Source organism: Gordonia sp. SL306, assembly GCF_026625785.1.
Classification (GTDB): domain Bacteria; phylum Actinomycetota; class Actinomycetes; order Mycobacteriales; family Mycobacteriaceae; genus Gordonia.
The window spans coordinates 1,691,180-1,715,816 of sequence record NZ_CP113063.1 but is presented as its reverse complement, the minus strand read 5'-3'; the positions used below and the strand labels follow the sequence as shown (position 1 = coordinate 1,715,816).

The 24,637-nt window shown below is 66.5% G+C and carries 24 protein-coding genes; 14 read left to right on the top strand and 10 right to left on the bottom strand.

Translation table 11 applies throughout. The features are described from left to right. Positions 1–51 precede the first annotated feature (51 nt). Positions 52–1,008, top strand: coding sequence for a Gfo/Idh/MocA family protein (locus OVA31_RS07805; RefSeq protein ID WP_267630520.1), 957 nt, complete (start codon positions 52–54; stop codon positions 1,006–1,008). On the opposite strand, the gene OVA31_RS07800 is transcribed toward OVA31_RS07805, so the two are convergent. From OVA31_RS07800 to OVA31_RS07775, 6 genes are all read right to left on the bottom strand, one after another. Beyond that, a complete protein-coding gene (locus OVA31_RS07800) occupies positions 993–1,655 on the bottom strand; it encodes a DUF3159 domain-containing protein (protein WP_267630519.1) in 663 nt (220 codons plus the stop codon). The two genes, OVA31_RS07805 and OVA31_RS07800, sit on opposite strands and share 16 nt — an antisense overlap. Continuing rightward, positions 1,652–3,553, bottom strand: coding sequence for an alpha/beta hydrolase family protein (locus tag OVA31_RS07795; RefSeq protein ID WP_267630518.1), 1,902 nt, complete (start codon positions 3,551–3,553; stop codon positions 1,652–1,654). Before OVA31_RS07795 ends, OVA31_RS07800 begins: the two co-directional genes overlap by 4 nt. 123 nt (positions 3,554–3,676) lie before the next feature. Further along, positions 3,677–4,297, bottom strand: coding sequence for a response regulator transcription factor (locus OVA31_RS07790; protein ID WP_267631439.1), 621 nt, complete (start codon positions 4,295–4,297; stop codon positions 3,677–3,679). Then, positions 4,294–5,457 carry a sensor histidine kinase gene (locus OVA31_RS07785; protein ID WP_267630517.1) on the bottom strand — a complete coding sequence of 388 codons (1,164 nt, stop codon included), beginning with the start codon at positions 5,455–5,457 and terminating at the stop codon, positions 4,294–4,296. The genes OVA31_RS07790 and OVA31_RS07785 overlap by 4 nt, the downstream gene beginning before the upstream one ends. Beyond that, positions 5,454–6,278, bottom strand: coding sequence for an ABC transporter permease (locus OVA31_RS07780; protein WP_267630516.1), 825 nt, complete (start codon positions 6,276–6,278; stop codon positions 5,454–5,456). Before OVA31_RS07780 ends, OVA31_RS07785 begins: the two co-directional genes overlap by 4 nt. Continuing rightward, entirely contained in the window at positions 6,275–7,276 is a 1,002-nt protein-coding gene (locus tag OVA31_RS07775; protein WP_267630515.1) for an ABC transporter ATP-binding protein, read from the bottom strand. The genes OVA31_RS07780 and OVA31_RS07775 overlap by 4 nt, the downstream gene beginning before the upstream one ends. Before the next feature lie 159 nt (positions 7,277–7,435). Between OVA31_RS07775 and msrB the strand changes: the two genes are divergently transcribed. Continuing rightward, positions 7,436–7,924, top strand: coding sequence for a peptide-methionine (R)-S-oxide reductase MsrB (gene msrB / locus OVA31_RS07770; RefSeq protein WP_267630514.1), 489 nt, complete (start codon positions 7,436–7,438; stop codon positions 7,922–7,924). Beyond that, entirely contained in the window at positions 7,921–8,469 is a 549-nt protein-coding gene (gene msrA, locus OVA31_RS07765) for a peptide-methionine (S)-S-oxide reductase MsrA (RefSeq protein WP_267630513.1), read from the top strand. Before msrB ends, msrA begins: the two co-directional genes overlap by 4 nt. Before the next feature lie 29 nt (positions 8,470–8,498). Here msrA and OVA31_RS07760 read toward each other — a convergent pair whose 3' ends face one another. Next, a complete protein-coding gene (locus tag OVA31_RS07760; protein WP_267630512.1) occupies positions 8,499–9,269 on the bottom strand; it encodes an SDR family NAD(P)-dependent oxidoreductase in 771 nt (256 codons plus the stop codon). A gap of 28 nt (positions 9,270–9,297) precedes the next feature. After that, on the bottom strand, positions 9,298–10,179 hold the full coding sequence (locus tag OVA31_RS07755) for a sugar phosphate isomerase/epimerase family protein (RefSeq protein ID WP_267630511.1): 882 nt from the start codon (positions 10,177–10,179) through the stop codon (positions 9,298–9,300). Positions 10,180–10,371: 192 nt separating this feature from the next. Here OVA31_RS07755 and OVA31_RS07750 point away from each other — a divergent pair, with 192 nt between their 5' ends. The 9 genes from OVA31_RS07750 (at position 10,372) to OVA31_RS07710 (ending at position 20,697) form a co-directional block, all read left to right on the top strand. Then, the gene (locus OVA31_RS07750) at positions 10,372–11,712 is read left to right on the top strand and encodes an MFS transporter (RefSeq protein ID WP_420714198.1); all 1,341 of its coding nucleotides are present in this window, start codon (positions 10,372–10,374) and stop codon (positions 11,710–11,712) included. After that, positions 11,709–12,608 (top strand): transketolase, encoded by a 900-nt coding sequence (locus OVA31_RS07745; RefSeq protein ID WP_267630509.1) that lies wholly within the window; start codon positions 11,709–11,711, stop codon positions 12,606–12,608. Before OVA31_RS07750 ends, OVA31_RS07745 begins: the two co-directional genes overlap by 4 nt. 1 nt (position 12,609) lies before the next feature. After that, on the top strand, positions 12,610–13,596 hold the full coding sequence (locus tag OVA31_RS07740; protein ID WP_267630508.1) for a transketolase family protein: 987 nt from the start codon (positions 12,610–12,612) through the stop codon (positions 13,594–13,596). Between the two features lie 101 nt (positions 13,597–13,697). Beyond that, positions 13,698–14,366, top strand: coding sequence for a GntR family transcriptional regulator (locus OVA31_RS07735; protein WP_267630507.1), 669 nt, complete (start codon positions 13,698–13,700; stop codon positions 14,364–14,366). Positions 14,367–14,588: 222 nt separating this feature from the next. Continuing rightward, on the top strand, positions 14,589–15,941 hold the full coding sequence (locus OVA31_RS07730) for a hydroxysqualene dehydroxylase (RefSeq protein ID WP_267630506.1): 1,353 nt from the start codon (positions 14,589–14,591) through the stop codon (positions 15,939–15,941). Further along, positions 15,938–17,170: a glycosyltransferase gene (locus tag OVA31_RS07725; protein WP_267630505.1), complete on the top strand. Its 1,233-nt coding sequence runs from the start codon at positions 15,938–15,940 to the stop codon at positions 17,168–17,170. The genes OVA31_RS07730 and OVA31_RS07725 overlap by 4 nt, the downstream gene beginning before the upstream one ends. Positions 17,171–17,436: 266 nt before the next feature. Further along, the gene (locus OVA31_RS07720) at positions 17,437–18,750 is read left to right on the top strand and encodes a quaternary amine ABC transporter ATP-binding protein (RefSeq protein ID WP_267630504.1); all 1,314 of its coding nucleotides are present in this window, start codon (positions 17,437–17,439) and stop codon (positions 18,748–18,750) included. Continuing rightward, positions 18,747–19,607 carry an ABC transporter permease gene (locus tag OVA31_RS07715; RefSeq protein WP_267630503.1) on the top strand — a complete coding sequence of 287 codons (861 nt, stop codon included), beginning with the start codon at positions 18,747–18,749 and terminating at the stop codon, positions 19,605–19,607. The genes OVA31_RS07720 and OVA31_RS07715 overlap by 4 nt, the downstream gene beginning before the upstream one ends. An 88-nt stretch (positions 19,608–19,695) precedes the next feature. Continuing rightward, on the top strand, positions 19,696–20,697 hold the full coding sequence (locus OVA31_RS07710) for a glycine betaine ABC transporter substrate-binding protein (protein WP_267630502.1): 1,002 nt from the start codon (positions 19,696–19,698) through the stop codon (positions 20,695–20,697). A gap of 79 nt (positions 20,698–20,776) precedes the next feature. On the opposite strand, the gene OVA31_RS07705 is transcribed toward OVA31_RS07710, so the two are convergent. After that, on the bottom strand, positions 20,777–21,412 hold the full coding sequence (locus tag OVA31_RS07705; protein ID WP_267630501.1) for a DUF1345 domain-containing protein: 636 nt from the start codon (positions 21,410–21,412) through the stop codon (positions 20,777–20,779). A 170-nt stretch (positions 21,413–21,582) separates the two neighbouring features. Between OVA31_RS07705 and thpD the strand changes: the two genes are divergently transcribed. Together thpD and OVA31_RS07695 are read left to right on the top strand one after the other, a co-directional pair. Continuing rightward, positions 21,583–22,473, top strand: coding sequence for an ectoine hydroxylase (gene thpD, locus OVA31_RS07700; protein ID WP_267630500.1), 891 nt, complete (start codon positions 21,583–21,585; stop codon positions 22,471–22,473). A gap of 114 nt (positions 22,474–22,587) precedes the next feature. Then, positions 22,588–23,046, top strand: a complete 459-nt coding sequence (locus tag OVA31_RS07695) for a MarR family winged helix-turn-helix transcriptional regulator (RefSeq protein ID WP_267630499.1) — start codon at positions 22,588–22,590, stop codon at positions 23,044–23,046. A 19-nt stretch (positions 23,047–23,065) separates the two neighbouring features. On the opposite strand, the gene OVA31_RS07690 is transcribed toward OVA31_RS07695, so the two are convergent. Beyond that, positions 23,066–24,556: an MFS transporter gene (locus tag OVA31_RS07690; protein WP_267630498.1), complete on the bottom strand. Its 1,491-nt coding sequence runs from the start codon at positions 24,554–24,556 to the stop codon at positions 23,066–23,068. Positions 24,557–24,637 lie beyond the last annotated feature (81 nt).

The window sequence follows — 24,637 nt, the reverse complement described above, 5'->3', positions numbered from 1 at the left end:
GCCTCACCGTACCGTTCACGCTTGCCCACCTGTGCGGGCAGAATGATCCTCATGATCCGCATGGCGACCATCGGTACCAGCACGATCACCCGCTCGTTCCTCGACGCCGCCGCTTCCGTGCCGACCGTCGACGTGACGACGGCATACTCCCGCGATCCGGAACGAGCCGCGGCGTTCGCTGCCGACACCGGGCTCGCGTCCTCGGTCTCCGATCTCGATGCGCTCCTGGCGTCCCCCGAGGTCGACGGCGTGTACATCGCCTCGCCGAACGGCGCTCACGGCGACCAGGTCCGACAGGCGATCGACGCGGGCAAACATGTGCTCGTGGAGAAGCCTGCGGTACCGACGAGCGCGGAGTTCGTCGAGCTCGCCGATGCCGCGTCGTCGGCCGGTGTGATCCTGCTCGAGGCGATGCGCAACTGCTATGACCCCGGGATGGCCGACCTCGCCGGACTTCTCCCGGCACTGGGCACTCTGCGGCGTGCATCCCTGGCGTACTGCCAGCGTTCCGCCCGGTACGACAAGGTGCTCGCCGGTGAACGCGTCAACATCTTCGACCCGGCGATGGCCGGCGGTGCCCTGCTCGACCTCGGTGTCTACACGGTGGCCGCGATGGTCACGCTCTTCGGCGAACCCGAGCGGGTCGTCGCGGCGTCGATCCCCATCCCCGGTGGCGCCGACGGTGCCGGTGCGGTGCTGGCGACCTTCGACGGTGGCTTGGTCGTCGATCTGTCATATTCGAAGATCACCGCGTCCGGTCGGGTCAACGAGATCCAGGGCGAACTCGGCACGCTCACCTTCGAGCATGTCGCGCAGCCGACGTCGGCGCGGGTGGCGCTGCTCGACGGAACCGTCAGCGACCACACCTTCGACGGGCCGTCCAACAACATGGTCCACGAGGTCCGCCGGTTTGCGGACCTCGTGGACACCTCGGGGGATACGGCGTCCGATCATGCCCGGACGCTGGCCACCCTGCGTGTTGTCGAGCGGATTCAGTCGGCGATCTGAGCGGTGTGTTCGCCGTCGTCGGTCAGTCGCTTCGAGGACCGGCGGAACGCCCACACAACCACCACGAGAGCCAGTGCCAGCAACGGGAATCCCATGCCGATGCGGGACACCCCGAGCCAGCCGGTGGCGTCGGCATCGTAGAGCTGTTGCTGCACAACGAACCGTGCGGCGAACAGCACCGTCAATGTGAGGGTGGCCAGGTCGTGGGCGCGCAGCACCGGACGATCCTGACGCCACGGGTGCTTGTTGCCGTGCAACGCATTCCACAGCAGCCCGGTCAGCGGTCGGCGGGCGATCAGCGAGGCGCCGGTGATGACGGCGCCTGCCAGACTCGCCCAGATACCGATCAGGAAATATCCGTCGGCGGAGCCGGTCGCGGCGGCCACCGCGCCGGCGGCGGCGACCCCGAAGACACCGCCGAGGGCGGTCATCAGTTGTTCGCCACGGACCACGCGCAGTACGGCGATCGCGACGGCGACGGCAATCGCCACGCCGATCGTGATCGGCAGTGGTGCAATGCTGTTCGCGATCACGAACACCACGATGGGAACGGCGGTGTAGATCATTCCGGTGGTGCCGCCGAGTTGTTGCGCGACGATGTGGCTCTGGCTCTGGCTCTGGCTCTGGTTTTGGTTCTGGTCGATCATGCTGTCCGTCCTCCCAGGTGGCGAGCGAGGAAACGCTCGACGGTGCGGTAGAGGGTGATCTCGTTCTCGGGGTTGACGAATCCGTGTCCTTCGTCGTCGGCGACCAGGTAGTCGACGTCGACCCCACGTTCGGCCAGTGCTGCGACGATCGTGTCGGACTCCGCCTTCACCACCCGCGGGTCATTGGCACCCTGTGCGACCATCAGCGGCCGGACGATGTTGCCGACACGACTGATCGGCGATCGTGCCCGCATGTCCGCGGCCTGCTCGGGGACGTTCGGGTCGCCGACGTAGCGGTACCAGTTGTTCGCGATGCCGGCGCCGAGGAACGCGGGTTGGGTGTTCATGAAGTTCTCGAGATCGGAGATGCCGACATAGTCGATGGCCGCGGCGAAGACCTCCGGTGTGAAGGCGGCGCCGACGAGTGCGGCGTATCCGCCGTAGGAGCCGCCGAAGATGGCGACCCGATCGCGATCGACGTATCCCTGCGCGACCGCCCAGTCGACGGCGTCGAGCAGGTCGTTGTGCATGGCGCCGGCGAACTCGCCGATCGCTGCCTGCGTGTGCGCCTTGCCGTAGCCGATGGACCCGCGGAAGTTGGCCTGCAGCACCGCGTATCCGCGGTTGGCGAGCATCTGCACGACCTGCTGGTATCCCCAGGAGTCCCGGTACCACGGTCCGCCGTGGACCAGCAGCACCATCGGAAGGTCGGTCGGCTCGACGCCCACCGGCAGAGTCAGGTAGGAGGGCAGATCCAGTCCGTCACGCGCCGTGATGGTCACCGGCACCATCGGTGCCAGCGATTCGGGGTCGAGATGCGGGAACGGACGGAAGAGCAATCGGCGTTCGCCCGTGCTGTGGTCGTACAGCCAGGTGGCCCCGGGGTCGCGATCGTGGGTGAAGCTGACAACCCACCGCCGGCCGTCCAGATCCGACGACAGTTCGCCGATGTCACCGTCGGACAGCGTCTCGAGTTCGGCCAGTACGTCGGCGAAGTCGGCGTCGAGAGCGTGGATGACCTGGCGCTCACCGAGATAGCGGACGCCGATGAGCTCATCGGTGGCGCGGTCCCGGATGAGTGGGGACGACATGTCCGCCACGGCACGACGATCGGCGTCGAGTTCCAGCGTGGGATGACTGTCGACCTCTGTCTCGGCGCCGGTGGCGAGGTCGACCCGGACAAGTCGGGTCCGGTCACGATCGCGGTTGGTGCTGATCCACATACCGGTGCCGTCGGGGGTCATCGTCGCGACCGTGACGCCGTACGGGTTGTCGTCCCCGTCGTAGGAGATGATCGGGGTGAGGGCCCCGCTGACCGGGTCGCGGCGGGAGATCTCGAAGCGGCGATCCTCGGTGATGGCCGTGCAATAGAGTTCGCCGTCACGGCCTGGCACCCAGGCCTTTCCCACCCCAGGGCCCTCCGCAACGAGCGTGAGTTCGCCTGATGCCACGTGGATCTCGTACAGATCGAACACGCTCACGTCGCGGGCGTTGAGGAGCAGGGTCATCACGCCCGGTCGTCCGGGCGCCGGTTCGAGTCCGACGGCTCGTGCCCCGGGGTGCGGGGTGAGGTCGACCGTAGGTGCGCCGGGGGCCTCCAGGTCGACGCGGAAGACGTGCCAGTTCTCGTCTCCACCGGTGTCCTGCAGGTAGAGCAGCCACCGCGGGTCGTCGGTCCACCGGTGATTGCGGACGCTTCGAGTCTCGTCCGCCGAGACGCACTGTGGCTCGTCATCGGAGTCGAGGTCCTGTACCCAGATGTTGAGCCGGTCGCCGCGGGGAGCGAGGAAGGCGATCCGCGTGCCATCCGGTGAGATGGTCGCGCCGGTGCGGCGCGGCGGTGCGAAGAAGTCGTCGATGCTGATCAGTCGGGGCAACGTGTTCGTGTGTTGTTCCATGCCTTCGACACTGCTCGTTGTGCCGAATTCTCAGTAGTACGCGGAGTCATCGATCGGCGATGACTTTCCGTGCCCGGCCGTGATGACAAATGTCAGATGTCGAGGTCAGCGGCCCGGAACCGTTCAGATCCAGCCCAACTCGCGTGCCTTGCGCGCGGCCTCGTAGCGATTGGCTGCATCGAGCTTGGCCATCGCCGACGACAGGTAGTTGCGGGTCGTGCCCGGCGAGAGATGTGCGCGGGTGGCGATCTCGTCGACGGCTGCACCGTCGAGGGCGTACTCCAGGACATCGGCCTCACGTGCGGTCAGGACGGTTTCACCAGCACTGATGGCCTCCGCGGCGAGTTCGGGATCGACATAACGACTTCCGCCGTGCACTGTGGAGACGACCTCGGCCAGGGTGGCCGCCGACGCGGTCTTGGGCAGAAATCCGCGGACCCCGGCGGAGAGGGCACGTTTGAGGTAGCCGGGACGGCCGTGGCTCGTCACGATCACGATGCCGGCGTCGGGGGTGATCTCCAGTATCTTTGTGGCCGTGTCGATCCCGTCGATTCCCGACATCTGCAGATCGATCAGTGCGACCGCGACATCGTCACCCGCGTCGGCACGGGCTTGCCACACTTCGACGAGTTCCTCACCCGAACCCACATGGGCGACGACGTCGATGGTGTCCTCGAGATCCAGCATCGTCGCCATCGCCGCTCGGATGAGGGTCTCGTCGTCGGCCAGCAACACCGGGATCATGCGTCCTCCCACCTCACCTCGAGCACGAACCCGTCGGCGGTCGAGGAATGCTCGATGTGCGCGCCCACCTGGGCGAGCCGCTCGGCCAGCCCCCGCAGTCCGGATCGCTCGTCGGCGCCGGCGGTTGCGTCGGTCGCGACCGACGATACCCCGTTGTTCCTCAACGTCATTCCGGACGATCCCATGGTGATGGTGGCCGACGTCGCCGACGAGTGTTTGACGATGTTCGTCGTCGCCTCGCGGACCACCCACGCGGCGACCTCATGGAACTCGGCAGGCACCGCCGACGGATCGCCCTCGACGGTGAGCTCGCATCCGGCGGCGGACAGCAGTGATCGGGCGCCGGCGACCTCGCCGTCGAGGTTGATGTCGCGGTACCCGCGGACCAGCGCGCGCATCTGATCCATCGATTCGACGGCCAGGGTCTTGATCTCCTCGACCTCGGTGGTCGCACGGTCGGCGGCACCCGCCCGCAGAAGTGTCGATGCCAGTTCACTCTTCACCGCGATCGCCGAGAATCCGCGACCCACGACATCGTGCAGGTCGCGGGAGAATCGCAGACGTTCCTCGGCCACTCGCAGTTTCGCTTCGACGACGCGGGCACGCTCGAGGTCGTCGACGATGGTGATGGCCCAGCGGGTCAACAATGTGGTGCCGACGAGGAAGACGGCGACGAGGAAGGTGATCCCGGCGACCAGCAGCATCCCACCAGGGTGGGCGCCGAAGGCCACCCCGGTCGCGACGCTGAGGCCGAGAGCGATCCACCAGCTGTGCCGGACGAATGGGGCGATCGACAGCGCGGCGAGCATCGCGACGTAGATGCCCGCGCTGCGGGCGGCGTCGACGTCGGCCTCGTCCGACAACACGCGGGCGGCGATGGCGTAACCCAGCCACATCGCGACGAGTACGGCGGTCGCGGTGGGCAGCATCCATCGACGCTTCCGGCCGCGGCCGATCGTGGCGAACTCGGGCTGGGCCTCCACGGCCAGCAGCGCGGCGGCGCCGGCGATCAGCACCCCGGGCGTCGCCCACGCGCGTGCGGTGGTGACGGCCAGGATGACGGCGACCGCAAGGATGGCGGATTGCAACGTGAGGCGTGTGTAGAGCCGGAATCGTTCCGGCCCGGACAGTCCGCGCCACCAGCCCGTCACCGCCGTCACCCGCGATCGTCCCACCGGAAGCTCGTCGAGGTGAGGGCGAATGCCAGAGCCGACCATAGGACCAGTGTGGCAAGCGGCTGCTCGATCTCGCCGAAGGTGCCCGCGAAGTCGAGGGCCGCGTCGGTCGACGACGCCATCACCGTCTTGCCCGTGGCGCCCAGGGAGACCAGATCCGATATCGCGGCGAACGGCGTCCAGCCGGCGAGGGTGGCCAGGCCGTCGGGGAGGATCGAGCGAATCGACCCGAGCCCGATGGTGGCGAGCACCATCACCGGCAGCGACGTGATCTGGGCGGCCTCGGCGTTCTTCGTGACGGCACTGGTCGCCAGTGCGAGTACCGAGAACAGGACCACGCCGGCGATCAGTGCGACGGCGATCAGGATCGGGTTGACGGGTGCGGGTGCGCCGAATCCGTAGACCACGCCGGCGACGACGGCCGCGCCGAGGGCGGTCAATGCAATCCCCGGTGCGGCCGGAGCGGTGAGGATCTGCCAATCGGCCGCCTCGCCGGTGCGCAGGCGTTTGAGCACCCCCTCGCCGCGCCGCGTCGTGACCATCGACAGCACGGAGTAGTACTGCACGAACAGCAGCGCCGCATAGGCGAACAGTTCGAGGGTCGTGGCGGCGACGGTCGCCGTGACATCCGCTTCGCGACGGGCGATGAACAATGTCGCCAGCGGAATCCCGATGGGGAACAGGGTGCCCATCGTGACGAGCGTCTTGTTGCGGCAGAACTGACGGAACTCGGCGGTCGCGAGTGCGATGAGGGGCCGACGCCTGCCGGTGGGGTCGACGGATCCGGTGCGGGTAGTGGTGGTCATCGGTGCGCTCCGATCGGTGTCGCAGTGATGGTCGGCCTGGTGTCATCGGTGCCCTCTGCGATGTCGAGGAACACCGATTCGAGTGATGCGGCCCGGGCTTCGAGGCCGTGCAGGGCAACGCGGTGTTCGCGCGCCCAGGTCAACAGCGTGTCGAGGTGGGTCTGCAGATGATGGGTGGCGATGGTGACGCGCGCGCCGGTGTCGACGACTGCATCGGGGAGGTCGGGCAGCATCAGGCCGGGGTGGTCGAAAGCGATACGCGCCGGGTGGTGGTCGACGATCTCGCGCAGGGTCCCGCGCCGGGAGATCTCGCCGCGGTGCATGATCGCGATGCGGTCGGCGAGCGCTTCGGCCTCATCGAGGTAGTGGGTGGTCAACACGATCGTGACGCCGTCGGACTTGAGTTCGGACAAGAGCTTCCATGTCTGCCGTCGGCTCTCGGGGTCCAGGCCGGTGGTCGGTTCGTCGAGGAAGAGCAGTCGGGGTTGCCCGAGCAGCGCGCAGGCGAGGTCGACGCGACGCTTCTCGCCACCCGACAGCGAACCCACCCGCACGTCGGCTCGATCGGTGAGGTCGACCTTGGCCAGCGCGTCGAGGACGGTCATCGGGCGCGAACACGTGCCGCGCCACATCTGCAGGGTCTCGGCGACCGTCAGTTCGGCGGGCAGGCCACCGGACTGCAGCATGATGCCGACCTGGGGGCGGACGAGGGTGCGGTTGCGGAGGGGATCGAGCCCGAACACCTCGACGTGTCCCGCCGTCGGTGCGGTCAGCCCCTCGAGCAGATCGAAGGTCGACGTCTTGCCTGCGCCGTTGGTGCCGAGTAGGGCGAACACCTCGCCCTCGCGGACGTCGATGTCGACGCCCCGGACCGCCTCGAACGCCGTGGCGCCCCGGCCGTAGGTGCGCCGGAGTCCGCGGGCGGCGATGACCGTCGACCGCGGTGTCGGGTGCCGGCCGAGTTCGACGTCGAACCTGGTGCTGTGTCTGTTTCGCATGCTTGTCAGCATCGTCGGACGGCATCAGGGGAGGTAGTGGGCGCAATCATCGATTCGCGCTGACAAATGTCATCGCCCTTCGAAGGGCCGGGACCAAATCGGGCGACCCCGTTGTTGGAAAGGGTGTCGCCGCAGCCAGCGGCGCCGACAGGAGGAAATGTGACCAACGAGTACCGCAAGACAACCGAGACCGTGAGCGCCCTCACCGACGCTCAATATCGCGTCACCCAGCAGGACGGCACCGAGCCGGCATTCCACAACGAGTACTGGGACAACCACGAGCCGGGCATCTACGTGGATGTCGTCTCGGGACAACCGCTGTTCTCCTCGACCGACAAGTACGACAGTGGAACGGGTTGGCCGAGTTTCACCAAGCCGATCGAGGCCGACGCGGTGACCACCAAGTCGGACCGCAAGCTGTGGATGCGACGCACCGAGGTCCGTTCCGCAGGCGCCGACAGCCACCTCGGACACGTATTCGACGACGGCCCGCGCGACGCAGGCGGACAACGCTTCTGCATGAATTCCGCAGCGCTGCGGTTCATCCCGGCCTCGGATCTCGATGCGGAGGGCTACGGCGCCTACCGTGAGTTGTTCGACACCACCGACGACCCGACCGACACCACGACCGAGAGGGATGCATCATGACCATCGACACCGGACAGATCACGCGTCGCCCCGGCGCCGAGACGGCGGTCCTCGCCGGCGGCTGCTTCTGGGGAATGGAGGATCTCATCCGCCGCCAACCCGGCGTGCTGGACACCAGGGTCGGATACACCGGCGGAAGCAACGAGCACGCCACCTATCGCAACCATCCCGGTCATGCCGAGGCGGTCGAGATCGTGTTCGATCCGTCGGAGACGACGTACCGAGACGTTCTGGCGTTCTTCTTCCAGATCCACGATCCGAGCACCAAGGATCGTCAGGGTAACGATGTCGGTACCAGCTATCGGTCCGCGATCTTCCCGTTGAGCCCGGAGCAGGAGCGGGTCGCGCGGGACACGATCGCCGACGTCGACGCGTCGGGCCTGTGGCCCGGGAAGGCCGTGACGACCATCGAGCCGCAAGCGCCCTTCTGGGAAGCCGAGCCGGAGCATCAGGACTACCTGCTCAAGCAGCCCAACGGCTACACCTGCCACTTCCCCCGCGCAGGGTGGGTGCTGCCGAAGCGGGAGGATGCCGAGACCCGGTAGGCCGCAACCGCCGCCCATCGCCCGCAGACTCAGTGCATATGGCTGCCGCCGTTGATGTCAATGGTGGTGCCCGTGAGGTATGAGGCATCCTCCGAGGACAGGAAGGTGATGACCGAGGCGACCTCGCGGGTCGTGGCGACGCGACCCAGGGGGATACCGGCGGCGATGGCGGCCTCGTCCTCGGCGGTGCTGCCGACGCGGATAGCGGTGTCGGCAGCACCTGGGGTGACGGCGTTGACGGTGACACCGGTATCACCGAGTTCGCGGGCGAGGGCTTTGGTGAAGCCGAGGACGGCGGCTTTTGCCGACGAGTAGGGGACCTTGCCGAAGACGCCGCCGCCGCGCTGTGCGGACACCGAAGACATGTTGACGATGCGGCCCCAGCCGTTGTCGATCATGGCAGGCACGAAGGCCTTGGTGACCAGGTAGGTGCCGGTGGCGTTGACTGCCATGACCTTGTTCCACAGGTCGAGGGTGGTCTCGAGGAAGGGCACCGGGGAGGTGATGCCGGCGATGTTGGCGACCGCCCCGACCGCGGGGAGTGCACCGGAGGCGACTTCGCCGGCGACGGCGGCGTGGGCGCGGGTGACGGATTCCTCACTCGCGACGTCGATCTCGTGGCCGAAGGCCGGTACGTCGTAGGTGCTACCGATCTCGGCGGCGACCTTGGCCGACGCCTCCCCGTCGAGGTCGAGAATGACGATGCCCCAGCCGTCTTCGGCGTAGCGGGCGGCAGTGGCGCGGCCGAGTCCGGCCTGCGAGGCGGCGCCGGTGATGACGGCGGTTCGTTGGGTGCTCATGCTGTATCTCATCTCCTGTTGTTGCGGGTCAATTGGTGGGCAGGTGCGTGTCGAGAAGTGCCTCGATGGTGCGGGCTGCGGCGGCCGTGACTGCTGGGCGGACGCGGTCGTCGATGTCGTGGGTTTCCAGTTCGAGCGTGAGGTGCCCGGTGAATGCGCTGTCGCCGAGCGCGCGCAGCCCGGCGTCGAAGTCGACCTCACCTCGACCGATACTCAGGTTGATGTTTCCGGGCCGGAGCGGATCCGAATCGTCGCCGGGCTCTCCTCGAGTCGCGTCCCGCAGATGCACGTGTTCGATGCGTTCGTCCAGCGCGGCGATCGCCTCGGCGAGGTGCGCGCCCGAGGCGACGACGTGGCTGACATCGAGCACGTGGCCCACGGTGCTGCCGGCCAACCGTTCGGCGAGCGCGGTCGCCCGTTGCACCGTGCAGCACAACCGGAGCACGTGCAGCGACTCCGTCCACAACCCGACACCGTGGGTTTCGGCAACCGCAGCGGCCGCGGTGAGCTCCGCTGCGACCAGATCGAGGTCAGCGGTGAGGGACTGAATCGGCGCTCGGGACAAAGCACCGTTGGGCAGCACGACGGCCATCGAGCCGACGTCGGCGGCAAGCGCGAGTAGTTCTTCGAGGTGGCGTCGACGTTGTGCGGTCTCACCGGCGGAGATCGGGCGATTCAGGTCACCGATGTCGGCGTTGATGGAGCGAACCGCCAGACCGTTGGCGCGGACTGCGGCGACAACGCGCGACCGGGCGGGTCGGTCCAGATCTAGCGGGACGTGCTCGCACACCCCCGGCAGAGAGCCGAGATCGACCTCGCTGAATCCCAGATCGGCGATGGTGGCCAACGCCGCACCCAGGTCGAGCCGACGAAACGAGATCGTCGAACAACCGAGTCGCGTGCTGACCATTGAGCTCTCCTCTATCTGCCGTGATGTGGACCACAGTATGTCGTTGACCGGCAACGGTCAACCGGCAACCGTCGACTGTTGACAGTGATCGTGTCGTGAGTCACACTCTTTCTTGTTGAGGCCCAACATCCCCTGAAACACTTGACCCACTACTCGAAGGAGGGGTGCGAGGTGACGACATCAGCACTCCAGATGCGCGGACCTGTGAATGGATCGCCCGATGCGCGACGTGTCGCCGTCGGTTCCTCGGTCGGTGCGGTGATCGAGACCTATGACTTCATCGGTTTCGGAACTGCGGCCGCCCTGTATTTCGGCACGGCGTTCTTCCCCGGGCAGAGCTCGGTTGCCGGCACTCTGGCGGCATTCGCCACGCTGGGCGTCGGTTTCGCTGCCCGTCCGATCGGCGGTGTCATCGGCGGCCACCTCGGCGACCGGGTGGGCCGCAAGCCGGTACTGGTGGCTTCCCTGATCCTGATGGGACTGGCCACCTTCGCCATCGGCCTGCTGCCGACCTATGCCCAAGTCGGCGTGATCGCCCCGATCCTGCTCGTCGTGGTGCGCATCATCCAGGGCCTCGCGTTCGGCGCCGAATGGGGCGGCGCGATCCTGATGAGCTACGAACATGCACCGTGGCGCAAGAAGGGTCGCTACACCGGCATCGTGCAAGCAGGCTTCCCCGTCGGTCTACTGCTCGCCAACCTCGTGTTCCTCGGCAGCGTGCACCTCGCCGGCGACTGGGCGTGGCGAGTCCCGTTCCTTTCCAGCATCGTGCTCGTCATCGTCGGCCTGATCATCCGGGCGAAGGTCCCCGAGTCGCCGGTCTTCGAAGAGGTCAAGGACGCCGGCAAGGTCGAGAAGTCGCCGATCGTCGAGTCGATCAAACACGACTGGCGCGACATCCTGCGCGGCATCGGGCTCCGCATCGCCGAAACCGCCGGCTACGCCGTCTCGATCACCTACATGATCTCCTACCTGCACAACGAGGATCTGGCCTCCAAGAGTGAGACCCTCACGTCACTGTGCATCGCCTCGGCAATCGGCATCGGTGCGACAGTCGGTTGGGCGACGCTGACCGACAAGATCGGTCGACGCCCGGTCTACATCTGCGTCTGCGCCTTCGCGGTGATCTTCGCGATACCGATGTTCCTACTCGTCAACACCGGATTGATCCTGTTCATCGGCGCCACCATCATCCTGTCCTACGCCGTCTGCCAGAACGCGCTGGCCGGTGCCCAGGGTGCCTGGTTCCCCGAGCTCTTCGACGCTGCTCGACGTGCATCGGGAGCATCACTGGCATACCAGATCTCGGCCATGGTCGCCGGTTTCACCCCGTTCATCACGACCCTGCTGTTCGTCTGGCTCGGCTGGATCGGTCCGGCGCTGCTGTTCGCGCTGTATGCGGCCATCGGTCTCGTCGCTGCCCTGTCGACCCGCGAAACGTGGGGGCCCGAGGAGCGTCGCCTGGCTGCCGAAGCCGAGCGAAACGCCGCCGACCGCCCTTTCGTCCCTGAACCTGCCAAGGAATTGCTATGACTGTCACCTCGACCACCAAAACCCTTACCGCCCAATCCCTCTCCGAGCGTCGGCGCGTCGTCGCCGACTTCGCCTACCGGATGCGCCACCACGTCATCGACATGGGCGAAGTGCAGGGACAGGGCTACGTCGGACAGGCGCTCGGCGCCGCCGACATCCTGGCCACGGTCTACGGCGACCATCTCCGCTACCGCGCCGACGACCCGCACTGGTCGGAGCGCGACCGGTTCCTGCTGTCCACCGGTCACTATGCGATCGGCCTCTACGCGGCGCTGGCCGCCGCGGGGATAATCGAGACCGAGGAGTTGCTCACCTACGCGATGGACGACTCCCGGTTGCCGATGTCCGGAATGGCCTCCTACACGCCGGGTATGGAGATCTCCGGGGGATCGCTCGGTCACGGGCTGACCGTCGCGGTCGGGATGGCCCTCGGCCTGCGACACCAGGGTTCGGAGTCTCGCGTCTTCAACTTCCTGTCCGACGGCGAGCTCGACGAGGGATCGACTTGGGAAGCCGCGATGGGCGCCCACCATCACCAACTCGGCAACCTGATCGCCATGGTCGACATGAACGCACTGCAGGCCGACGGCCCGACGTCCGGCGTGCTGAACATCGAACCGGTGGAACAGAAGTGGCAGGCCGCCGGCTGGTACGTCCGCCGCGTCAACGGCAACGAACCGGAGGCATTGCTCGATGCGTTCGACGATGTGACCGCCCGCGCAACTCCGCGCGGCACGCCGTCCATCGTCATCTGCGACACCCGGGTGGGCTACGGCGCGACCATTCTCGAGAACCGCGAAAAAGCACACTTCATGCGCATCGAGGAACACGAATGGCAGATCTGCCGCGATCAGCTCACCGACCGCTTCTCCACCACCAGTACCCCGAAGGCCTGACATGACCACCGCAGCACCCAAACTCAAGACCTCCGCGATGATCGCGTCGTTCGTCGATCCCGGTCAACGCACGGCGACAGCACCATTCGGACATGCGCTGGTGCGTGCCGCCGAAGCCGACCCGCGGATCGTCGGCCTCAGCGCCGACCTCGCCAAGTACACCGACATGCACATCCTCGCCCAGGCCATGCCCGAGCGCTTCTTCCAGATGGGCATGGCCGAGCAGCTGCTCCTCGGTGCCGCCGCCGGCATGGCCGAGACCGGCCTGATCCCGTTCGCATCCACCTACTCGGTGTTCGCCGCGCGGCGTGCCTACGACTTCTTGTGCCTCGACATCGCCGAACCCAATCTCAACGTCAACATCGTCGGCGGTCTGCCTGGACTGACCACCGGCTACGGCCCCAGCCACCAGGCGACCGAAGACATGGCCATCTTCCGCGGAATGCCGAATCTGACGATCGTCGACCCCTGCGACTCGATCGACATCGAACAGGCGGTCCCACAGCTCGCGGCCGCTCCCGGCCCGTCGTACCTGCGACTACTGCGCGGTAAAGTCGCCACCGTCCTCGATGAATACGACTATTCCTTCGAACTCGGCAAGGCCAAGGTGCTGCGCCCGGGCAACGACGTCGTCTTCGTCTCCTCGGGACTCATGACCATGCGCGCCCTCCAGGCCGCCGACCGGCTCGCCAAGCACAACGTCGACGTCGGCGTCGTGCACGCCCCGACGATCAAACCGTTCGATGCCGACACCGTGGTGGCCGAGTTGTCCACGGGTCGCCGGGCCTACACGCTGGAGAACCACACCAAGGTGGGCGGCCTGTTCGAGACCGTCGCAGCGGCGATCGTCGAGCGTGGCGTCGGTGTGCAGGTGGGTGCAATCGCGCTGCCGGACGCGTTCCTCGATGCGGGCGCCTTGCCGACTCTGCATGAACGATACGGATTGTCCACCGACCGCATCGAAGCACGCGTGCTGGCCGAGCTGTGACCACGCCCGTGCCGGCGACGGCCCGCGAATACCGTCCCGGCCCGTACACTCACTGTCAACAGACAGCAGTCAACCGTCTGTCTGCAGAGAGGACTCCGACCATGGCGGACCAACCCGGCGCGCTCCTCGGTCTGCAGCGCACCAACCTGCGTGAACAAGCCGTGGCGGCCCTTCGGACCGCGATCACCCGCGGCGAACTCCGACCGCGTAGTGCCCTGATCGAAACCGAGCTCTCCGAGCGACTGGGGATCAGCCGCGGCACCCTGCGCGAGGCGCTTCGGCAACTGCAGCAGGAGGGACTTGTCGTTCCGGGGCCGCGGGGCCGACTGTCGGTCCGAAGCCTGGAACGGCATGAGGTCCGTGACATCTTTGCCGTGCGCGCGGCACTGGAAGCGCTGGCGGCGGCGGACCTGGCCGCACTGCCGGACCGCGCGGCAGCAGTCGCCGAGCTCCGCGAGACCCTCGACCGCATGCAACGCGCCGGCACCGAGAACCTGGACGACCGTATCGAAGCCGACCTCGACTTCCATCGCGCCCTCTGTCGGTTGACCGGCAACGACACCCTCGTGCATTCCTGGACGTCGCTCGAGGGCTCCATCCGCATGTCGATAATGTACGCGGGCACCCAGCGTGCCGTCGGCAACATGGACGTCGATCGCCACGCGGTCATCATCGACGCGATCGACAGCGGCAATGCCGGCGATGCGCGAGACGCTATCGTCGAACACATGAACTGGGCGGCAGACAATTTGGTCAACAGCTTCGCCTGACACACACGAGAGCCGCCACCCGATGGGTGGCGGCTCTCGCTGTTGGTGGACGGCCCCGGAATAATGCGCCTCTCGGCAAGTGGCCGCTCGAAGCGGCGAAAAGGGGTGGGGCCCGGGGCAGAGATCCCGAGACCGTCGCGCTGTTCAACGGGGCGCCGCGGACTTCTATTCCCGGGCGGTTCGCGAAGCGCACCGGTCAGCGCTGACCGCTACGCTGGCCGCATGCATTGCGTGGTCGTGGGTGGGGGGCTGGCCGGGCTGGCGTCGGCGGTGTGGCTCGCGGAAGCAGGGCACCGCGTGACGCTCCTGGAACGACGCGGATCGCTCGGCGGGCGCACGATCGCGATGCCGGTGGCGGCGGTCGACGACGTTCCCGACAACGGGCAGCACGTGTTCGCGAGCGGCTACCAGCACCTCATGCGATATCTCGACAGCGTCGGGACACGAGAGCATGTGGCCTTTCCCGGTCACATGACCGTCCGCATGCCCGGCGGCGGCACACGTCGTTCCTCGTTCGGTGGCGTCGCGGGCCTGCGCGCCGCGATCGGCGATCTGCCCGGCGTCACCGGCCTGGACCGATGGCGGACGGCACGCGCCCAGGCCACGCTGATCCGGCAGGCGCTGCGCCAGCCGCCCTGGCTCGACGACGTCACCGCCGACGAGTGGTTCCGTCGGATCGGTATGCCGCAGTCGGCGCGAGACGCATTGTGGGACGGCATCGTGATCGGGTTGACCGGTGACAAGCCCGACATCTCGTCGGCCAAGGTGCCTGCCGACCTTCTCGTGACCGGTATCCGGCGGGCACGCGAGAGCCGGACGCCGATCTCGATCGGTTACCCGACTGTCGATCTCGACACCTTGTTCGTCGACGGCGCCGAGAAAGTCTTCGCCGACACCGGTGTCGACGTGCGGCACCGAGCGGTCGTCGCATCGGTCGATGTCGTCGACGACACGGTCACGGGAGTCACCCTCACCGACGGTGAACGCATCTCCGCGGAGGCGGTCATCTGCGCCGTGCCGGTGTGGAACGTCAAGGGCCTACTCGACCAGGTGCCCGGTCACGAACAGATCTACGCCGCGGTGGAGAACCTGACACCGGTCCCCATCGTCAGCGTCAACCTCTACCTCGACCGCTCGATCGGGATGGCCGACTGGGGCGAGATCCTTTACGGCGGTGAGGGGGTGCTCGAGCAGGTGTGGGATCGCCAGCGGATGCACGACCGCGACCCGTCCCGGCACCACCTCTATTCCACGACGGTCTCGGCGGCCTACGAGCTGACCGCGAAGTCGAACACAGAGATCACCGACCTCCAGATGGGGATGCTGCGCAGGTACTACCCGGATGCCGCCGGGGCCACGGTCATCCACAGTCACGTGGTGCGGATGCCGAAATCCACGTTCGCGCAACGTCCGGGGACCGCGGGTGTCCGGCCCGACCAGCGCACCATGGTGAAAGGCCTGGCTCTGGCCGGTGACTGGACGCGCACCGACTGGACCACCACGATGGAAGGCGCGTGCCAGAGTGCCGCGCGCGCCGTCGAGGTGATCTTGGAGGGGAGTTCGGAGAATCGATGAGATTCGGCTTTGCCATGCACGGCAGCCGGGGCGACGTCCAGCCGGGTGTCGCCGTCGCGCAGGCGCTTGCCGACCGAGGCCACGACGTCACCGTGGCGGCGCCCGAGGACATCGCGCCGGCGGTGAGCCGCACCGGGTTGCCGACCCGAGTGTTGTGTCCGGACAACTCGGAGCTCCTGCAGAGTCCGCTCGTCAAGAAGCGGCTGAAGAGCAAGAATCCCTCGGTCCGCCTCAAGGCGCTGGCGGAGATATCGGCGTTCGGTGCGGAGACGTCGGAACAGGTCATGGGCGAACTCGCCGGCGACGCCGACGTGCTGGTGACCGGATTGCTTGCGCAGGAACGCGCGGCCACCGTCGCCGAGAGCGCACAGGTCTCGTTCGTGCCGCTGCACTATTGCCCGATCCGCGCCAATCAGTCGGTCGAGATCCTCGGATCGACGCCGCGGTGGGCCCGGCGTGCGTTCTGGTCGATCGGTGACCAGGTCAACTGGTGGACTGTGCGTGGTCGCGACCGCGACCTGCGCCGGCGCCTCGGTATGGCGCCGGCGACCGGCCCGCTTCCGCGCCGGCTCCGCGAGGCGGGTGGCCCCGAGATCCAGGCGTATGACGCGTTGATGTTTCCGGGACTCCCGGACGAATGGGGTCCCACCCGGCCGTTCACCGGCACCCTGCTGCCGGACGGGCCCACTCGCGAGGCATACAACGGAGACGACGGCGAGGTGACGGCACGGGCCGTCGACTGGGCCGAAGCCGATGCCCGGCCCGTCTACGTCGGATTCGGCAGCATGCCGATCGAACGCGGACGCATCGAGGGGATCATCGGATCGCTGACCGCCATGGGCCTGCGGGTCATCGCCCATACGCCACATGACCTTCCGGAGCGCGACGGCGTTCTGCGGGTGACCGGATCGGTCGATCACGAGGTGCTGCTGCCGCGCTGTCGCGGCGCGGTGCATCACGGTGGTGCGGGCACCACGGCGGCCGTCGCACGGGCGGGCATCCCCGCGGTGGTGGGCTGGCTCAGTGCTGATCAACCGATGTGGACCGCCGCACTCCGCCGCTTGGAGGTCGGAGGCGGCCGGCGGTTGCGCAAGCTCGACGACGATGACCTCGCACTGTTGCTCGACGAGTGCGTTGCCGAGAACGCCGTGCGCCTGGCCGACCGGCTGACGCCGCCCGATCGTGCGGTTGCCCGCGCGTGCGATGTGTTGCTGTCGGCGGCGGCCTGATCCACTGATCCGGCACCCGCCAGGGGGCCACGGTCAACCCGTTGCGGCGTCGGCGCTTTGTCCGATTTCAACGTGGTCGTTGTTGCCGAAGACACGGTCAACACCAGGCAAATGATGTGCGTCAACCGTCACCTGACTAAGGTGACAGACGAACCGACCGACAAAATGTGGCCTCGGATGCGCCCCGGCGTGATCCGGAATGTGATCGCCGGCGCTGGCTCCGAACGGACCACGAGCGACACGGCCAGGCCCGGAAAGGTGAGGGTTTGGCGACTCCATCCCTGAGTGAGGCTGCCCAGCCGGGTACGCATCCCAACGACGTCGCGCTACGCGCCGAGCACGTCTACAAGATCTTCGGTCGACGTGAGAACGAGGTGGTCAAGCGGTTACGGGCCGGTGCGGACCCCGACGACCTGAAAGAGATGGGCACCGCAGCGGTCATCGACGCCAGTTTCGAGGTCGCGTCCGGTGAGATCTTCGTCGTGATGGGGCTGTCCGGTTCCGGAAAATCGACCTTGATCCGGACCCTCAACGGGCTGTGGAAGCCATCCGCGGGCAACATCCACATCGGCGACACCGACATCACCAAGGTCTCCGACAAAGCCCTGCGGGGCATCCGTCGTGACCACGTCTCCATGGTTTTCCAGCATTTCGCTCTTCTCCCGCACCGGACGGTCCGAGACAACGCGGCATACGCGCTCAAGGAACAGGGCATCGGCAAGACCGAGCGGCTCGAACGTGCGGACCACTGGCTCGGCGTCGTCGGCCTCGAGGGCTGGGGGGACCGACTGCCCGGCCAACTGTCGGGCGGCATGCAACAGCGTGTCGGTCTGGCGCGAGCACTGGCAGCGGAAACGGACATCCTGCTGATGGACGAGGCGTTCTCCGCGCTCGATCCGTTGATCCGCGGTGAGATGCAGGACCAGCTCATCGAACTCCAGTCCAGCCTCGGCAAGACGATCATCTTCATCACCCACGACCTCAACGAGGCGATGTACGTGGGTGACCGGATCGCCGTCATGAGGTCCGGACGGATCGTCCAGATCGGTACCGCGGAACAGATTCTGACCGACCCGGCCAACGATTACGTCGCGAAGTTCACCGCCGAGGTCGACCGGTCCAGGGTGTTGACCGCAAGTTCGGTCATGGAGCCAGCGACTGCGGTGATCACGTTGTCCGCCGGACCGCGTGGTGCCGTCAACGAGATGCGACAGCACCAGACCTCGGGCGTTCTCGTCGTCGACCGTGACCGGCGACTGCTCGGTTACGTCACCGACGACGATGCGGTCGCGGCAGTGAAATCCGACCAGAAAGAACTGACGCCTTTGCTGCGAAAGGACGCGCTCGTCTCGGTCACCGGGTCGACGCCGGTGGCCGAACTGTTTGCGCCGTCGAGTGAGTCGCCGGTGCCGTTGGTGGTCACCGATGACGACGGGCGGCTGCGCGGCGTCGTGCCGCGGGTCGGGCTGCTCGCCTCGATGGCGCCCAGGGACACCGCGCCGGGTTCGTCCGAGCATGCCGACGTGGACAACGTCGTCGAACCGCCCCCCACCGATCTCGAAGGTGGTGACGCATCGTGAGCTTCGCCAACCCGCGTATCCATCTCGGGGACGCCGTCGAGTCCGCCTTCGACTGGTTCACCGAACACGCCTCCTGGCTGTTCGACGCGATCAAGACCGTGATCGACGGGTTCTACGACGCGTTGTACAACGTGCTGTCCAGCCCGCCTTACTACGTCATGATCGTGATTCTCGCCGTCCTCGCCCTGCTCGCCGGTGGCCTCCGAAAAGGGTGGCCACTAGCGGTCTTCACGGTCATCGGCTTCTATTTCATCCGCGCCTTCGATCAGTGGCTGAACGCGATGAGCACGATCGCCCTGGTCCTCGTGGCGGTGATCATCGCGCTCGTGATCGCGATCCCGATCGGCATTCTTGCGGCCCGCAACCGGGCGGTGTCGGCCGTCGTCCGGCCGATCCTCGACCTGATGCAGACCCTTCCGGGCCTCGTCTACCTGGTCCCGGTGATCATCATCTTCGGTATCGGCCCCACGCCGGGCGTCGTCGCGACCATCATCTTCGCGATGCCGCCGGGCATCCGCCTCACCGAACTCGCGATCCGGCAAGTGGATCCGGAAGTGGTCGAAGCGGGACAGGCATTCGGGTCGAGCCCCGCGCGGATCCTGCGCCAGATCCAGATCCCGCTGGCGATGCCCACGATCATGGCCGGCGTCAACCAGGTCATCATGCTCGCACTGTCGATGGTGGTGATCGCCGGATTCGCGGGTGCAGGCGGATTGGGCGGGCAGGTCAACGAGTCCCTGCAGACCCTGAACCTGGCGCTGGGAGTCGAAGCCGGTCTGTCGGTGGTGATCATCGCCGTCTACATGGATCGGATCAGTTCGGCGATCGGTGGCCGTGGCCGGGTGGCGAACGCCTAGTCGCATCGATCCGGCCGCGCCGCAGGCCACACGTTACGTCCGGTGGGTCACACGACCCATTGCAGGAGTGAAAGAGGGTAGGAACGAGATGAAGAGAAAGCTAGGGATTTTCGCGGCGGCCGTCACGGTCGGCGCGTTGGCGCTCAGCGGTTGCGGGGCGTCGAACTCCAACTCCGATTCGGCGGGCGGCGGCGGGACCGAGGCCAGCGCCTCGGGTGCGGCGAGCAAATACGCGAACTGCTCGCTCACCGACGGCGTCGCGGATGCCACGAGTGCCTCCGCGGGTAGTGGCGACAAGAACATCACCATCGGTGCATTCAGCGGGTGGGATGAGTCGACCGCGACGGCCTACCTGATGAAGAACATCCTCACGAAGAACGGCTACACCGCGAACGTCAAGACCCTCGACGCCGCGGCGGCCTTCACCGCGACCACCAAGGGCGACGTCGACGTCATCACCGACGTGTGGTTGCCGACGACCCACAAGACCTACATCGAGCAGTACGGCGACCAGATGGAGCCGCTCGGCTGCTGGTACGACAATGCGAAACTGACCATCGCGGTGAACAGTTCGTCACCGGCGAAGTCCATCGAAGATCTGAAGTCGATGGGTGGCGACTACAACAACACCTTGGTCGGGATCGAGCCCGGGGCCGGTGAGACCGGTGTCGTCAAGGACGACATGATCCCCGCCTACGGCCTGCAGAACATGACCTTCACGACCTCGTCGACCGCCGCGATGCTCGCGTCGATCAAGAAGGCCGAGGCCGAGAAGACCAACGTCGCGGTCACCCTGTGGAAGCCGCATTGGGCCTACTCGGCGTTCGACATTCGGGACCTGGACGATCCGAAGGGAGCGATGGGCGGCAAGGAAGGCATCTGGAACTTCGCCACCAAGGGCTTCGGTGAGTCCAATCCGAAGGCTGCCCAGCTGTTCAAGAACCTCATCGTCCCCGACCAGGAACTCTCCGATCTCGAGGACCTGATGACGCAGAAGTACCAGGGCAACAATCCTGACGCCGCGGTGAACGAGTGGCTGACCACGCACCCGGACTTCGCGAACCAGTTGCAGACCGGGGCGCTCAAGTAACAGCCCCCAGTCGACAGTTCGACAACGACACGCGCGGCACCGGCCGAGGTCCTCGAGACCGAAAGCCGGTGCCGCGCAGTCATGTGACGACTATCCCGGCGACGAGGTTGATCGTCGTCGCGAGGATCACGGCGCCGAATACATACGAGAGCATGCAGTGGCGCAGCGCGACCGCCCGGATTCCGGAGTCGGAGACGTCGGTGTCCGACACCTGGTACGTCATGCCCAGGTTGTAGCTGAAATAGAAGAAGTCGCGGAACTCCGGAGGTGCGTCTGAATTGAAGTCGATGCCACCGGGTTCACCCGCGTAGTAGAGGAACGCGTACCGCGTGGCGTACATGAGGTGCAGGCTTCCCCACGACAGGAACACTCCCGCCAGCGCGACCGTGGCCGGGAACCAGTCGGCGTGGGAGCCCCCCTCGATCAACAGGCCGACGATCCCGCCGAGTGCCGACAAGGTCGCAACGACAACGATGAGTTCGTCGATGGCCGGCCGGTAGTCCTCGCGACCCGCGTGCTGTCGGGTCTGCTCCCCGTCCATCGGCCACAGCGCCGCCCATCCGAGCACGACGAACACCGCACCGGTGACCGCGATGGCGACGAGGATCGCCGACCCCGCATCGGTGGTGACCAACCCGACGGCGGCCGCGCACAGTATGCCCACGATGAGCGCGAGAAGTATCCGAGGTGTGGCGGTCGACGGCACGAATCGCATGTCGTCAGTCTGCTCGCATATCTGTGGTGGTCGCGAGCGCCACGATACGCAGCGGGTTTGCTTAGCCTGTCCGATCCGGGTAATCCTCAGGTGGGCGCCCATTTCGCGGGCGTATGACAAGTCAACATCCGGCCATAGATGCCAATTGAGGGAAAGGATCAACGTAGATCGTGGTAACTCAAACAGCAACTCGCTCCGTCGTCGATGTGTATCGCACGCGTCTGTCGGAGCACAGCCAGATCGAGCCTCGACCTCACCCGGTGGTCTGGGCAGGCATGAACACCCCGGGTCCGATGTCTCGCCCGGAACTCCGTCGATACGACGAGCGCGGCTACCACACCGCGTCATCGGTGATCAGTGGGGACGACATCCGGCGTTGTCTCGACGATGTGGATACGGTCACCGATCGTCTCGGGGAGGACGATCGGGTGATCCGCGAGCCGTCGAGTGGCGATGTGCGGTCACTGTTCGCGGTGCATCAGCTCAGCGACGTGGTCGCCGAGATCTGTGCGCGTGACGAGATCGTCGGTGTCGCAAGGCAAATCCTCGGCGACGATGTGTACATCCATCAGAGTCGAGTCAATCTCAAGCCCGGTTTTGCAGGTGGGCCGTTCTATTGGCACTCCGACTTCGAGACGTGGCATGCCGAGGACGGGATGCCCGCCCCGCGTGCGCTCAGCGTGTCGATTGCGTTGACGCCCAACCACTCCTATAACGGAGCGCTGATGATCGTACCGGGATCGCACAAGAGATTCGTCAGCTGTGTGGGCGAGACGCCGGACGGATACCACGAGGAGTCGCTGGTGTCCTACCGCCCGCCGTTCGGCACTCCGGAGGAGGGCGACGTCACCGAGCTGACCGACGAGTTCGGCATCGACACGATCACCGGGCCCGCCGGCTCGGCGCTCTATTTCGACTCCAACTGCATGCACGCGTCGTCGGGCAACATCACGCCCTACCCGCGGAGCAACCTCTTCGTGGTCTTCAACGCGAAGTCGAATGCTCTACAGGAGCCGTTCGGCGCGCCGCAACCGCGACCGGACCATCTGGCGCACAGGTGATCTGACCGACGTGGTCGAGGGGTGATTGTCTCCGCAACCACCCCTCGACCACCTTTAGCGGCGCTATATAGGAAACCTATGCAGCATCGTTGCAGGTCGAATAAAGTGGGTCACATGTCCGCCACGTTCGTATCCTCAGCCGATTCGAACGGCAACGTCGACGAGACGGCCGACGCGCTTTATGCATTGATGGCCGACTTCGTGCGCCAGCGCCCCCGCGACATGAGCATGACCGCGGCAGCCACGTTGACCGCCCTACGCCAGCGCGGACCGCAACGTATCACCGCCCTCGCGGGCACCCAGGGCGTCACCCAGCCGTCAATGACCTCGTTGATCGCATCGCTGGAGAAGTCGGGACTCGTCGCGCGACGCGACGATCCGGCCGATGGCCGTGCCAGTCTCATCGAGCTCACCGAGGTCGGACTGGATTACATCGTGGAGCGCCGACGGCAGGTGACCGATCGGATCGGCGAGTACATCGAGAGCCTGCCGACCGACCAGCGCTCAGCGCTGGCCGCCGCCCTACCGGCCCTGCGGGGTCTCGAGGAGATGGCAGGCGAAGACGTGCCCTAACAGCCGGACGCCCGCCTGTTCAGGCGGTCGGAACCGGCTCGGCGTCGGCGGAGACCTCCGCGGCGGCGGTCTTGTTGCGCACGACCGGGATCAGCAGGGTGATGGCCACCCCGAGGAAGGCTGCGACCGCGCCGATCAGGAAACACCACCGGAACGCGGAATGGCTGGGCACTTCGGCCGGCCCGAAGGTGATCGTCGAACTGGTCAGGACCAGGGCCATCACCGCCGAAGCGGTGGTCGTGCCGATCGAACGCATCAGGCCGTTGAGGCCGACGGCGGCGCCGGCCTCGTGCATCGGCACCGAACTCATGATCAGGGTCGGCATGGCGGCGTAGCCGATACCCACGCCGGCCGAACAGATCAGTGAGGCCAGCGCGAGCTGCCATGGCGCGTTCATCAGCAGGAAGGCGCCGAGGTAGCCCAGGCCGAGCACGCCGGCCCCGATGGCCATCGTCGGCTTGGCGCCGATCTTGTTGATCAACGTGCCAGAAACCGGGGCGAAGACGAGCATCATCAAGCCGCCGGGAGCCATCCACAGGCCTGCGGCGAGCAAGGTCTGTCCCAGGCCGCCGACCGCCGATGGCATCTCCAACAGCTGCGGCATGACGATCGCCTGGGCCATCATGCCGAAACCGATCGCGATCCCCGCCAGGTTGGTGAACAGGACGGCGGGCCGAGCGGTGGTGCGCAGGTCCACGAGTGGATCGGTGTGGCGGACCTCGAAGACACCCCAGATCAGCAGGATCGCCAGACCGCCGAACATGAGGCCGAGCGTGGTCCCCGAATCCCATCCCCAGTCGTTGCCCTTGGAGACGCCGATCAACACACCGGACAGGCCGAGGGCGAGTCCGATGGCGCCGACGATGTCGAAATGACCTCCGTTGCTGTCGTCGACGTGTGGCACGGCGACCGCGACCAGGACGGTGATCACCACCGCGAGGGCGGCCGAACCCCAGAACAGTGCACGCCAATCCCATTGCTGTGCGACCCATGCCGAGAGTGGCAGGCCGATCGCGCCTCCGACGCCCATCGTGGCGCTCATCGCCGCGACCGCCATCGACGTCAGGCGCGGAGGGGTCACCTCGCGCATGAGGCTGATGCCGAGCGGGATGAATCCCATGGCCAGTCCCTGGATGGTGCGTCCGACGATCATCGGGATGAGCGACGAACTGAGGGCACAGACGAGAGATCCCACCACCAGCAGGGCGGCACTCGCCAGCAGGACCCGCTGCTTGCCGAGTATGTCGCCGAGACGGCCCGCGATCGGCATGGCGACTGCCGCACCGAGCAGGGTCGCGGTGATGATCCACGACGCATTCGAGATCGAGGTGTTCAGCAGGCGCGGTATCTCGGGCTGGATCGGGATGATCAAGGTCTGCATCAGCGAGGCGACCAGACCGCCGAAACAGAGGATCGACACGACGACGATCGCGGCGGCGGAGTGGTCGTCGCCGGTCAATTCGGGGTCCACGTGCGTACCCGGCGAATCGCCGGAGGGAGTACTGGTCATGTGGCATCCTCCTCGTAGGGTATGTAGCCTACATATGTATGGTGCATACGCCAAATTATGCGTAGATTGTCCGATATATCG